Consider the following 12997-nt stretch of genomic DNA (forward strand, 5'->3'; position numbering starts at 1 on the left):
TTCTCCCTTTTCACCATGACAAGGTCACGGTGAGTTGATCTGAATACGTTCCGGCGGGGCTAAACCCCGTCAACAGCGCCACACCAAAGAGCGGTAGCGCAATGTTATTGCTGTTGGTATAGGTTACCGGCACGGCCTGATTGACCCCGATCTCACTGTTTGCTGCCAGCGAACTGCTGCTGTACAGGCGGTATGCCACCATTTCGGTGCCGCTGGCGCGCTGCATACGGCGCACCGAAGCGTAATGTTGTCCTCCATCGATGCTCATACTCAGTGCAACATTCGGCGTGCAGGCGATAGATAACGATCCATTCGGCACAAAACTGGTATTCACCTGCCCTGTCGCCACGCCTGAGCGGGTACCAAAATTCAGCGATCCAAGCACCCCGCCCGTGCCCGTCGTCACCGAGCAACCTGGGGTGATCGTCGCGGATACCTGAAATGACTGCGAGGTAACCGCATGCGCCATTCCCGCAGGCCATACGCCAACGATGAGCGCAAAAAAAAGGCGCAGTTTTCCCTCTGCGATTTTACGCAGACGTGCAAAAGCAATGGTCATTTCTGGCGCTTAGGCTAGTAGGTCACGCTAACGTTAATGGTGTCCGTATAAGTTCCTGGAACCACAGTCACGCTGTTGCCGCCCCCGGTAATTCGGCCATACAAGGTGTAACTGTCGACGCCGCCTGCGGTGGAGGCCACCGGAAGTGGTGCGTTGTTGGCGACAATGTTGTTAAATCCGCTGTCGCTAAACAGGCTATAGGCCACGCCCTGTGCGGTGTTAGCGGTGTTGACCAGATAGCGGGCTGGCGTGCCTGGTGTACCGACAACGGTGCCCGGCGCAGTGGAGTTGGTATTCCCGGTAATCGCTACCGTATAGCTGGCGGTCGTACACTGAATGGTGAAAGTGTTGCCCCCGCTGGCACCCGCTAGCTGGGTGGTGAGGGTCGAGAAGGTGGCGGGATGCGTCCCGAAGTCGAGGCTACCGAAGTTAATACCGTTTTGCGTCGGAGAGCCGTTGATCAGGCAACCGTTGGTTAAGGTCAACGTCGCGCCGATGGTCCCGCTGCTGGTCACTGCCATCGCCTGATGCGCCGCTAACGCCAGCATACTGCCCGTACAGATCAGAAGGAGTTTATTTTTCATTTACAGCCCTCCAGTAAATGTTGCCCTTCATTTTCGTATTTTATTGATACCACTCAATCTGTTAGCACCACTAAACATTCCCAATCAGCGCTTATTGAGAATTTAGTTTATGGATCAGGGTTCAACCACTTAGGCTGTTTTGACTCATGCTTTTGCCGTATTGCTCTGTTATTCATCTTTAAAACAATGAGTTATGATTTTTTAAAGATGCTTATTACCCTCTAAACAGAGGATATATTCATCATAATGTGATTAGCATCACAATATATCGCGTCATCTTGAACAACAAATTTAATAAAACTTAAAAAATTGTTGTATCTCCATACGCTTTACTTCAATTTATGCGATGAATGCATTGGCGCGCTGAAATTAAAAAATTATATGACTCAGCGCACTGATGAAAACTTAGGCGCATAACAGAGGGTCTTTTTTCGTGGCAAGTGCAAACAAACTCACGCTGTTCATCGTGATTTTCATGCTGGCGGGTATTCTTTCAGGGGCAGTCATTCACGAGTACGCGTCACCCGACGCTATCGCGACCTGGGCAGACAACATCACACTCCTCACCGATATTTTCCTCCGACTGATCAAAATGGTTATCGCTCCGCTGGTGTTTAGCACACTGACGGTGGGCATCATGAAACTCGGCGAAACGTCCACCATTGGTCGCGTCGGCGGCAAAGCCATGGTGTGGTTTATCAGTTCCTCAGTGCTGTCTATTCTGGTGGGCTTATTTATCGTCACGCTGGAACAACCCGGCGCGGGCCTGAATCTGGCGATCCCGGTTGAATCTGTTGATACAGGGCTGGCCGTCAGCGGCATGTCATTAAAGGGATTCCTGTCGCACACCATCCCGACCAGTATTGTCGGCGCGATGGCGAATAACGAAATTCTGCAGATCGTGGTCTTCTCAATGTTCTTCGGCATTGGCGGCGCGTCTCTCGGCGAGAAATTCAACGCTCCGCTCGTTGCGGCGCTGGATGTGGTATCTCACATCATGCTGAAAGTGACGGGATACGTAATGTACGTTGCGCCACTGGCTATTTTCGCGGCGATCTCATCGGTTATTGCGACGCAGGGGCTGGGTATTTTGCTTAACTACGCGTCATTTATTGGCGGATATTACGTAGCCATTCTGCTCACCTGTCTGGTGCTGCTGGCTGTGGGCTATATGGTGCTGAAAAAAGAGGTCTTCCGCCTGGTCAGCATGCTCAAAGATCCGGTTCTGGTGGCGTTTACTACCAGTAGTTCGGAAGCGGCGTACCCGAAAACGCTTGAACAACTCACCCGTTTTGGCTGCTCACGCAATATCGTGTCATTCGTTTTGCCAATCGGTTACTCCTTTAACCTGGTAGGCTCAATGGTGTATTGCTCTTTTGCATCGATGTTTATCGCCCAGGCTTATAATATCCATCTGAGTTTTGCCGAAGTGACGGTACTGATGCTGACACTGATGCTGGCCTCAAAAGGCATCGCTGGCGTACCGCGCTCGGCGCTTGTGGTGTTAGCTGCCACCATTCCGAGCTTCCATATTCCAGTGGCGGGTATTTTGCTGCTGATGGGGATCGATCATTTCCTCGATATGGGCCGTTCCGCGATTAACGTGCTGGGCAACGGCATTGCAACCGCGATGCTGGCACAAAATGAGGGACTGCTGGAAGAAGAGCCGGAGCTGGTGCAGCAGGAAGCGTAAGACGTAAAAAAGCCGGGTAGCGTTTACGCTTACCCGGCCTACAACGTGATTTCCGTAGGCCCGTGCAAGCGCAGCGCCGCCGGGCAAAAAAAAGGAAGGCTGATGCCTTCCTTTTAACATCACTAACCTTACGCCACGTGGCTTGCCGCGATATCCAGCAGAGCCATCTCGTCGCTGTTCAGCAGTTTCTCGATGTTCACCAGAATCAGCATACGGTCACCCAGTGCGCCCAGACCGGTCAGATATTCGGTCGACAGCGTCACCGCAAATTCCGGGGCCGGACGGATCTGGTCGGCGGTCAGGGACAGCACGTCAGACACGCCATCGACCACAATACCCACCACGCGCTGGCCCAGATTCAGGACGATCACCACGGTGTTGTCGTTATACTCCACGTCACCCTGGCTGAATTTCACGCGCAGGTCGACGATAGGGACAATTACTCCACGCAGGTTGGTCACACCTTTAATGAAGGAAGGCGTGTTGGCAATGCGAGTCACCTGATCGTAGCCGCGAATCTCCTGCACTTTAAGAATATCGATGCCGTACTCTTCATCGCCTAAAGTGAAAACCAGGAATTCCTGCCCTGATGGCTCGCCGGCCAGTTTCGTTACATTACTCATACCGGTCATGTTTTTACCTTCTTAACTAATCAGGCGGCTGTGTACGCCACACGTTGTTCACGATTTAAACCCTGAAGCGCCGACACATCGACGATCAGTGCGACGCTGCCATCGCCAAGGATGGTGGCAGCTGAAATTCCCGGCACTTTGCGGTAGTTGCTTTCGAGGTTTTTCACCACCACCTGGTGCTGACCAATCAACTGATCGACCAGCAGCGCATAGCGGCGACCCGCGCTTTGCAGAATAACCACGATGCCCTGAGTCGCTTCGGTTTTCGCCCCCTCGACTTCAAACACTTTCCACAATTCCACCAGCGGCAGGTATTCGCCACGCACTTCGAGCACGCGTTCACCGCCTGCCAGTGGATGCAAATCTTCATCACGCGGCTGCAGGGATTCCATCACCGCATTCAGCGGCAGAATAAACACTTCACCCGCGACCTTCACCGACATCCCGTCAAGGATCGCCAGCGTCAGCGGGAGCAGAATCCGAATCGTAGTACCCGAACCTTGCTTAGATTTGATCTCAACGTGGCCACCCATCTCCTGGATGTTACGTTTCACCACGTCCATGCCCACGCCACGCCCGGACACATCAGTCACCTGCTCAGCCGTCGAGAAACCAGGCGCGAAGATCAGCATTCCCACTTCTTCGTCGGTCATGTTTTCGTTAACCGACATGCCTTGCGAAAGCGCTTTCGCCAGAATACGTTCACGATTCAGACCCGCGCCGTCATCGGTAACTTCGATGCAGATGTTCCCGCCCTGATGTTCTGCGGAGAGAATCAGGTTGCCGACCGGGGATTTCCCCGCCGCAATACGGTTTTCCGGGGATTCGATACCGTGGTCGAGGCTGTTACGTACCAGGTGCGTTAACGGATCGATAATGCGCTCAATCAGGCTCTTATCCAGCTCGGTAGAACTTCCGAGCTGAGTCAGTTCAATTTGCTTATTGAGTTTACTGGCCAAATCGCGAACCAGGCGCGGGAAACGGCTGAACACGTATTCCATCGGCATCATACGGATGGACATCACCGATTCTTGCAGGTCACGGGCGTTACGTTGTAACTGACCCATGCTGGTAATCAGATCGCCGTGCGTCACCGGGTCCAGTTCGTTAGAACGTTGCGCCAGCATCGACTGGGTAATCACCAGCTCGCCGACCAGGTTAATCAGCTGATCGACCTTCTCTACCGCGACGCGGATACTGGTTGATTCGCTGCTACGGGCGGCCGGTTTTTCACGCTCAGCGCGGTTAGGTGCGCCCGTTTCAGTTGGCACGGCTTTCAGCGCAGGCGCTGAGGCAACAACGGCTGGCGCGCTGGCTTCTGGTGCGGCCAGGACTTCAGCCACTTCAGCAGGCGCTTCAACGGCAGCCGCTTCGGTTTCAAAGGTAATCTGGTCGGCTTCAATCACGAAGCACAGTACCGCGACAATATCATCCTGACCGATACCACCATCAATGGTGGCAGCCAGGCTGTCCGGTCCTTTGACGATATTGCTTAACGTCGCCAGATTGCCCAGTTCTTCTTCCAGCAGATTGACTTCACTCTCTTTCAGACGAGAGAGAACCACGCGCAGCTTTTCTTCGGCTGCTGGCGGGGTCGCGTCTTCTGACGCCAGTGCATCTACCACACTCAATTTTGCCGCGCTGACCGCAGGTGCAGCCGCTTCGCCCTTCGCTTCCAGAGCTAACTGGCGCAGAGCGTTGCAGATGTATTCAAAGCTTGCAGCATCTGGCTCTTGCGAGCTTTTATAGGCGTCGAGCTGTTCCTGCATAATATCTTTGGTTTCCAAAAACAGGTTAATAATGTCGGTGTTGAGCTGCATCTCACCGCGACGAGCTTCATCCAGCAGGTTCTCCATTAAATGGGTCGTTTCCTGCAGAACGGTAAAACCAAATGTACCGGCACCACCTTTAATGGAATGTGCTGCACGGAAAATGGCGTTGAGCTGTTCTGAATCCGGCGCCTCAAGCACTAAATTCAGCAGATGCTGCTCCATGTCCGCCAACAACTCGTCGGCTTCATCAAAAAACGTCTGGTAAAAATCGCTAATATCCATGCTCACGCTATCACCTCGGATTGGCTGGTGGCGATGTTGGAACGGCAGCCGAAGGAACTGCCCCTGGCTGTTTTAAATCGTCCAGTGACTCATTCTGGCTTTCGGCGTTTTCGTGCAGAATGGTCTGCTCCGCCTGCTGATTGAGCACTAAAAGACTGATACGACGGTTAATGGCATCGTCCGGGCCACGGTCGGTGACGCGCATGGTGGCGGCCATACCGACGACGCGCAGGACTTTGCCTTCATCAAGCCCACCGATAACCAGCTCGCGACGCGAGGCGTTGGCACGATCGGCAGAAAGCTCCCAGTTGCTGTATCCCTTCTCGCCGTTGGCATACGGGAAGTCGTCCGTATGACCAGAGAGGCTGATGCGATTAGGAATACCGTTCAGCACCGGCGCAATACCGCGCAGAATATCGCGCATGTAAGGCTCGACTTCCGCGCTGCCGGTTTTGAACATCGGGCGGTTCTGGCTATCAATAATCTGGATACGTAACCCTTCCTGCACCAGATCAATTTTTAAATGCGGACGCAGCGCGCGCAGTTTTGGGTCCGCCTCGATGAGCTGATCGAGGTCGCCACGCAGTTTTTTCAACCGCGCTTGCTCCATGCGTTTTTTAAGCTCGTCGATATTAGGCTCTCGTTTCACTTCACCCTTTTGTTGGGTGTAGTCATCACCGCCACCGGGGATCACGCTTTCACTGTTAGAAATACGCTGTCCACCCGTGACCGCCGTCGCCAGCGGTGTTCTGAAATACTCCGCAATCTGAATCAGCTCTTTCGGGCTGGAAATGGAGATCAGCCACATCACCAGGAAAAACGCCATCATTGCGGTCATAAAGTCCGCATAAGCGATTTTCCACGAGCCATGAGAGCCGCCGCCATGACTTTTGTGCTTGCGCTTTTTGACTATGACGATGGGATGGGACTGATTTTTCATGCGTCCTCAGTCGTCGTCTGTTGGTTTGGGTTTTTCACGGCGCGCACGTGTTCTTCAAGCTCGATGAACGACGGACGTTCGCTGGAATACAGAGTTTTACGTCCGAATTCCACCGCGATTGGCGGTGCATAACCGTTCAGGTTAGAGAGCAACGTTATCTTCACGCACTGCATCATCTTGGTAGTTTCAGCACTTTTCTGGCGCAGCACGCTTGCCAGCGGAGAGATAAATCCGTAAGCGAGAAGAATACCGAGGAATGTTCCCACCATTGCGTGGGCAATCAGCGCCCCCAACTCAGCCGCTGGACGATCGGCGGACGCCAGGGCATGAACCACGCCCATTACCGCCGCGACGATACCGAATGCGGGCAAGGAGTCACCCACCAGCGCCAGGGCGTTAGCTGGCACTTCGGATTCGCTTTCGTGCGTTTCGATCTCTTCGTCCATCAGCGCTTCGATTTCGAAGGTGTTCATGTTGCCGCTGATAATCAGTCGCAGATAATCGACGATGAAATCCAGCATCATCGCGTCGGCGAGAATACGTGGATAGCTGGCAAAAATTTCACTCTCTTTCGGGTTCTCAATATCACGCTCCAGCGAGAACATGCCTTGTTGACGCGATTTCGCCATTAAGCGATAGAGCAGCGCCAGCAAATCCATATACATGCTTTTGGTGTATTTCGAACGACGAAACAGCAACGGGAGCGCCTTCAGCGTCCCTTTGATTGATTTACCGTTGTTACCAACGATAAAAGCACCTACCCCTGCGCCGCCGATGATAATCAGTTCAGCCGGTTGATAGAGTGCTCCCAGGTGTCCGCCGGTCATCATATAACCGCCGAAAACTGTACCGATAACAACCAGGTAACCTAATAAGATAAGCACGACATCATCCTTCCGCTAGTGACTATGGCAGGACGTCCAGTTCGAAGGCATAACCGGATCGCAGGGTAAAAAAAAGCAGCGGTAATTGCTTACCGCTGCTGGAATCTTGCCCACGAGTTCGGGTTAAACAGCTTGTTCGATCTGTTCATCCAGCAGTTGTGGAATAATATCGGCAGCTTCCGGGGAAAGTTTACGTCTTTTTACCGCACGGGATGGCGGCTGGCATAAACTGCAGGCAAAGCTACCTGCTGGCTGATGAGCATGGGTGATAAAGTTGCCGTCACAGCAGTTACAGCGCGACAATTGCAACAGACCACTCTCAACAAAGCGCACCAGAGTCCAGGCGCGGGTCAGTGCCAGTAAAGGCCCTTCTTCCGGCTGGGGACATTGTTCAAGGTAGAGTTTGTAAGCTTTGATCACGGCGTCCACGCCGCTACACAAACCTGTTTTCAGAAGAAATTGCCAGGCGTTGCAAAACATCGATGCATGGATGTTTTGCTCCCAGGTCATAAACCAGTCCGTTGAAAACGGCAGCATACCTTTCGGTGGCGGACTGCCGCGCAATTCTTTGTACAATTTGATAAGACGACCGCGGCTCAGTTGAGTCTCGCTTTCCAGCATTTGTAAGCGAGCACCCAACGTGATCAGTTCCATTGCCAACTGAATGTCGCGAGCTTCCTGAACAATGCTTTTTTCGCTCATCATTAAGCCCTTTTCTTGCGGGCCACTTCGTCAGGCTGGCTGATTTCGGTGAGAAGGCGGGTGGAAAGCAAAATTCCGGTGTGGATCTGTTGCAGATCGTCAACGCGTGAATCCTGGGTCAGACGGGTAATGGTCTGATGACTGTCGAAGCGGAACTGACAAACCAGCTGATTGGTTTCTGCCAGTTTGACCATCTGAGGGAGGGTTAATCCGCCGAGCGTTGTTGCCATCTCTTCGCTGATACCCAGACGGAACATTGCGGACGGTTTGTCCTGACTAATCAAACGCTGCGCAAGTAATAAGTATGACAAATTAATGTCATAGACATGTTTCAGCATCTCGGATGTATGCATTTTTCCCATCCAGAATAACCAACTATTATTTTTATGCGGTAAGACCGCACCCCGTGATGTCGCCGGGAAAACCCCGGTAAAAAAAAAGAAAAGGCGAAAATGCATAGTCGAATTAAGGGGTAAACTGGATAAAACACGCGATGTTTAAATGATGATCCCTTTCCTACGCGCTTTATCAATTCTTACAAATAACTAAGATTTTTCCTAATTCGAGGCAACTCTACTCGTCAGTTTTGAGACATACAATGCAGCCCCTCCCGAAATTTAAAAAAAATGTGATCCACGTCACACAATTTAAGCCATAAACTCAGATTAATCCATCAGTATGACTTCTAAGTTGGTTGTTTTTTGCTCAAAGAGTACACTTTTATATTCTGAATGAACGAATACTCATGCAGAGGGATGAACATTCCCCGCATACGGCTCTTTTGGTTTAAAACCCTTCTCTGTGCGCGGATTAGAGAATAAGCCCCTTGAGAAGGGGTAAAATAAAAACCCATAAAAAACATAATGTTAGTCGTTAAATAAAACTAACTAGTTTCAATGAGTAACGATCGCCATTTTGTTGATAACGGGTTAAAACGATTCGTCGGCCAATTATTAACATTGTGGTATTTACGTTAAGTAGCACATTTCCGTGGTTATGTTGGGTTATGACACTATTCGTTTTATAAGAATAATTAATGAATAATTATGATAAGCGTCACACCAATGTCGTATTGCCCTCTTGCGAAGCGCAAAGAATCGCGCTAATGGTGATGAACCATCAGTCTCTGACAATCAAAGGAGTGAGTGATGAGTTACTCTCATGTTCTTGTTTGCGTTGCAGTGACGCCAGAAAGCCATCAGCTCGTGGCACGCGCAGTTTCTATCGCCCGTCCGCTTAATGCGCGGGTTAGCCTGATTACTCTGGCGACCGAACCGGAAATGTACAATCAGCTTGCAGCCCCTATGCTGGAAGACATTCGTGGTCTTTTACAGGAAGAGACGCAGGTGTTTTTGCAGGAGCTGGAGGAAAAGGCCCAGTACCCTATCGCACGGACTTTTATCGCCACGGGGGAGCTAAGCGCACATATTCTCGATATTTGCCGTAAAGAACATGTCGACCTGGTCATTTGTGGCAACCACAACCACAGCTTTTTCTCGCGCGCCGCGTGTTCAGCCAAAGCGATTGTAGGCTCAAGTCTGGTCGACGTACTGCTGGTTCCCCTCGGCAACTGATGCCGCCGAGGGGCTGAACTCAGGCGAGTTTAGGGAAGGTTGCGACCTTTTTTTGCAGGTTGCTCTCCACAGTTCGAGGAGTTGTCCGCTCAAGATCGCGAATAAAATGCTCCTGCCAGTGGTTAATATCGTTTTCGCGTATGACCTTCATCATCTCAGCATGCCGTGCAATACGCTCTGTCAGCGGCATGGTAAGCGCCCTGTCCAGCGCATTTGCCACATCATCGCTGTCATAGGGATTAACGATCAGCGCTGAACTCAGTTCATTGGCTGCTCCGGCAAACTGCGATAGCACCAGCACGCCAGGGTCTTTCGGATCTTGTGCGGCAACATACTCTTTTGCCACCAGATTCATGCCATCGCGCAGGGGTGTGACCAGTCCCACTTCGGAATAGCGGAACACTTTCATCAACACCTTACGATCAAAATGTTGGTTCAAATAGTAAAGCGGCGTCCAGCCAAGCTGGCCGTAGCGCCCGTTTATCCGCCCGGCTTCAGTCTCTAACTGATGGCGGATATCCTGATAAGCTTGCACCTCTCCACGGGATGTCGGCGCAATCTGCGTGTAACGAATTTTACCGTGATGCTGCGGGAATTTATCCAGCAGGCGTTCGTAGGCCAGGAATCGCTCCGGCAAGCCTTTGGAGTAATCCAGACGTTCGACGGAGAAGATATTTTTGACGTTTTTCAGCTCACTTTTAAGCTGTGCCAGCTTCGGCGGTAACGGGCCAGAGGCGTCGGTCGCTATCTCATCGGGTTCAATACCAATGGGATACACTTCCGTATTGAACATTTTACCCCACGCGGTGTGGGACTTGCCGCTGCGGGTAGTCACGCGCGTCTTGCCGGAAACACTGTCCAGAAATGCCAGTCGGTCATTTTCAGTCTGGAATCCCAGCAAATCGTAATCGCATAATCCTTCAAGCAGTTCTTCGTGTGGCGGCAAGGCGTTAAAGATTTCTGGCGTCGGGAACGGGATATGCAGGAAGAAGCCGATCCGGTTATTCACTCCCCTTTTGCGCAGCTCGCTGGCAAACGGAATCAGGTGATAATCGTGGATCCATAAAATATCGTCTTCCTCGATTAAAGGCAGCAGTTTATCCGCCAGCAGCGCATTGACGCGCATGTACCCTTCAAACGATTCCCGCTGGAATTTGACCAGGTCCAGACGATAGTGAAACGCGGGCCACAGCACGGCGTTGGAAAACTGCGAGTAATACTCTTCGTAATCCTTTTCGCCAAGATTAAACGATGCCCAGGTGATATTCCCCTGCGTCACCTTTTTTAGCGGCTGATCCTCGTTACCGACATCACCGCTCCAGCCAAACCACAGCCCACCCGCTGATTTTAAGGCACCTAAAATCCCCACCGCCAGACCACCCGCGCTGGATTTTTTATCGTCCGGTGGCGCAATTCGGTTAGAGACTACGACTAAGCGACCCATCATGTTTTCTCCTGTTGTTATGCGCTATTTTTTCTTGTTGTTGCTGGTTAGCGACTTCAGTGACCCATTCCCAGACGCTGGCTACGTTCGCCAGTCGCCATGCGGCGCAGGTTTCACCCTGCCCGACTTTAATTGATACCCCTCCGGCCTGATTGACTACGCTAAACCCGCTCTCATCCGTCAAATCGTCACCGACAAATACCGGCGTTCTGCCCGCAAACGGTGCCTCGGTCATAAAGGCCTTAATCGCCTCGCCTTTATTGATGCCTTTGGGTTTGATTTCGACCACGCATTTACCCGGCTGCAGGGCAAGTTGCGGGTTCGCTGCCACGACAGATTCTGCCAGCGCCGTTATTGCAGCCTCATGCTGAGGAGCCTGTCGGTAGTGCAGCGCAAAGGCCATCCCTTTGGCTTCCAGTTCCGTTCCTGGAAGACGTTCCAGCGCAGACGTAAGCTGCGCCGTGAGCGTCTGAATGAGCGTGGAAGGGAGTGAGACGATATGCGCGTTGTCATGGATGTCGCGGCGCTCCGCTCCGTGCACACCGGCAAGCGGAAAACGGTAAGGCCTGGCGAGCTCATCTAGCTCGGCCATTGAGCGCCCTGATATCAATGCCAATGCTCCCTGACTCATCCCGGAGAGCTGGTGCAACACCCGGAGAATATCGGCGGGTAAAACCACCTGGTCGGGATGAGGTTTGATCTCGGCGAGCGTTCCGTCGAGGTCAAAAAAGAATGCAAATTCTCCGGTTAGTGCAGGCGGTACGGTTAACGAATCAGCCACCCTTATCCTCCTTACGGTTTTCGAGATGTAAGACATTTAACATCTCAGTAGCCATGTAAGTATAGACAGTGTGACGCTGCTCGCCATTTAGCAAACCGCCCACCAGCAAAGCTGGCAGGCGGCAAGGAGGTAGAACTAGACTTAAAAGTTGCTCCTGAATTTCCTTATACGGTACGTTTCGCTTTTTGCTTGTAACGGTCGAAGATCACCGCTGCCAGCAGGATTAGGCCGCGAACCACGTACTGAGAGAACGGGGAGATATTCAGCAGGTTCATGGCATTCTCGACGGTACCGAGAATCAATATACCGGCGACCACATATGAGATTTTTCCGATGCCGCCTTTCAGCGAAACGCCACCCAAAACGCAGGCCGAGATAACAATCAGCTCATAACCAATCGAGGTCATCGGCTGACCGCTGGTCATACGTGAGGCCAGAATAATCCCCGCCGCCGCCGACACAAGCCCGGAGAGCACAAAGATAATAATCTTGGTGCGCACCACCGGAACACCCGCCAGACGCGCCGCTTCTTCATTGCCACCAATCGCCAGCGTGTTACGGCCAAACGTGGTTCTGTTGAGCAGGAAACCGAAGATGATCAGGCACCCCACCGTCAGCCAGATAGGTGCAGGCAGACCCAGCCAGTTGGCATAGCCGAGGGTAAAGAAGCGTTCGTCTTCGATGCCTACAGCTTTACCGTCAGAGATAATATAGGCCAGACCGCGCACAATCTGCATAGTGGCAAGCGTGGTAATCAGGGCGTTAATTTTCAGGCGTGCAATAACGAAACCGTTCACCAGACCGCTGAGAACGCCGAGCATCAGACCGGCTAACACGCCTATCCACAGGCTTTCGGTCATGTTGATGACCACCGCCGTCGTCACCCCAGCGCAGGCGATAACCGACGCGACAGAAAGGTCGAAATCACCCGAAGCCAGGCAAAACAGCATCCCGCAGGCGACCATGCCCGACATCGAGATCGCCAGCCCAAGCCCTTTCATATTGATAAAACTGGCGAAGTTCGGCACAAAAATCGCACAGCCAATAAACAGGACCGCAAACACCACCAGCATCCCGTATTGATCCCAGATACGCCCAAGGTTAAAAGCCGACTTTGGCGCACGGGAGGAAGTAACAGAGGACATCATTG

Annotated in this window: 13 protein-coding genes; 2 read left to right on the top strand and 11 right to left on the bottom strand. The window is 52.2% G+C overall.

Annotated features, from left to right (window positions below; genetic code table 11):
* Positions 1 to 10: 10 nt before the first annotated feature.
* Complete coding sequence (locus tag JBO43_RS03630) at positions 11 to 559, bottom strand: Csu type fimbrial protein (RefSeq protein WP_095282418.1); 549 nt, start codon at positions 557 to 559, stop codon at positions 11 to 13.
* A 14-nt stretch (positions 560 to 573) separates the two neighbouring features.
* Positions 574 to 1143 (bottom strand): Csu type fimbrial protein, encoded by a 570-nt coding sequence (locus tag JBO43_RS03635; RefSeq protein WP_095282419.1) that lies wholly within the window; start codon positions 1141 to 1143, stop codon positions 574 to 576.
* A 433-nt stretch (positions 1144 to 1576) separates the two neighbouring features.
* On the opposite strand from JBO43_RS03635, the gene JBO43_RS03640 reads away from it, so the two are divergent.
* A complete protein-coding gene (locus tag JBO43_RS03640; protein ID WP_095282420.1) occupies positions 1577 to 2836 on the top strand; it encodes a dicarboxylate/amino acid:cation symporter in 1260 nt (419 codons plus the stop codon).
* A gap of 128 nt (positions 2837 to 2964) precedes the next feature.
* Here JBO43_RS03640 and cheW read toward each other — a convergent pair whose 3' ends face one another.
* From cheW to flhD, 6 genes are all read right to left on the bottom strand, one after another.
* Entirely contained in the window at positions 2965 to 3468 is a 504-nt protein-coding gene (gene cheW, locus JBO43_RS03645) for a chemotaxis protein CheW (RefSeq protein WP_095282421.1), read from the bottom strand.
* A 20-nt stretch (positions 3469 to 3488) separates the two neighbouring features.
* A complete protein-coding gene (gene cheA, locus JBO43_RS03650; protein WP_202673733.1) occupies positions 3489 to 5528 on the bottom strand; it encodes a chemotaxis protein CheA in 2040 nt (679 codons plus the stop codon).
* A gap of 4 nt (positions 5529 to 5532) precedes the next feature.
* Positions 5533 to 6462: a flagellar motor protein MotB gene (gene motB / locus JBO43_RS03655; RefSeq protein ID WP_095282423.1), complete on the bottom strand. Its 930-nt coding sequence runs from the start codon at positions 6460 to 6462 to the stop codon at positions 5533 to 5535.
* A complete protein-coding gene (gene motA, locus JBO43_RS03660) occupies positions 6459 to 7346 on the bottom strand; it encodes a flagellar motor stator protein MotA (RefSeq protein ID WP_095282424.1) in 888 nt (295 codons plus the stop codon). The genes motB and motA overlap by 4 nt, the downstream gene beginning before the upstream one ends.
* Before the next feature lie 123 nt (positions 7347 to 7469).
* The gene (flhC, locus tag JBO43_RS03665) at positions 7470 to 8048 is read right to left on the bottom strand and encodes a flagellar transcriptional regulator FlhC (protein WP_095284306.1); all 579 of its coding nucleotides are present in this window, start codon (positions 8046 to 8048) and stop codon (positions 7470 to 7472) included.
* Between the two features lie 2 nt (positions 8049 to 8050).
* Positions 8051 to 8401, bottom strand: a complete 351-nt coding sequence (gene flhD, locus JBO43_RS03670) for a flagellar transcriptional regulator FlhD (RefSeq protein ID WP_095282425.1) — start codon at positions 8399 to 8401, stop codon at positions 8051 to 8053.
* Positions 8402 to 9196: 795 nt separating this feature from the next.
* Between flhD and uspC the strand changes: the two genes are divergently transcribed.
* Positions 9197 to 9622: a universal stress protein UspC gene (gene uspC, locus JBO43_RS03675; RefSeq protein ID WP_095282426.1), complete on the top strand. Its 426-nt coding sequence runs from the start codon at positions 9197 to 9199 to the stop codon at positions 9620 to 9622.
* A 19-nt stretch (positions 9623 to 9641) separates the two neighbouring features.
* Here uspC and otsA read toward each other — a convergent pair whose 3' ends face one another.
* From otsA to araH, 3 genes are all read right to left on the bottom strand, one after another.
* Complete coding sequence (gene otsA, locus JBO43_RS03680; protein WP_202673951.1) at positions 9642 to 11066, bottom strand: alpha,alpha-trehalose-phosphate synthase; 1425 nt, start codon at positions 11064 to 11066, stop codon at positions 9642 to 9644.
* Entirely contained in the window at positions 11041 to 11847 is an 807-nt protein-coding gene (gene otsB / locus JBO43_RS03685) for a trehalose-phosphatase (RefSeq protein ID WP_095282427.1), read from the bottom strand. Before otsB ends, otsA begins: the two co-directional genes overlap by 26 nt.
* A gap of 164 nt (positions 11848 to 12011) precedes the next feature.
* Positions 12012 to 12992, bottom strand: a complete 981-nt coding sequence (gene araH, locus JBO43_RS03690) for an L-arabinose ABC transporter permease AraH (RefSeq protein WP_103946100.1) — start codon at positions 12990 to 12992, stop codon at positions 12012 to 12014.
* Between the last annotated feature and the right edge of the window lie 5 nt (positions 12993 to 12997).

It is taken from the genome of Lelliottia jeotgali, from assembly GCF_016771845.1.
Taxonomy (GTDB): Bacteria; Pseudomonadota; Gammaproteobacteria; order Enterobacterales; family Enterobacteriaceae; genus Enterobacter; species Enterobacter jeotgali.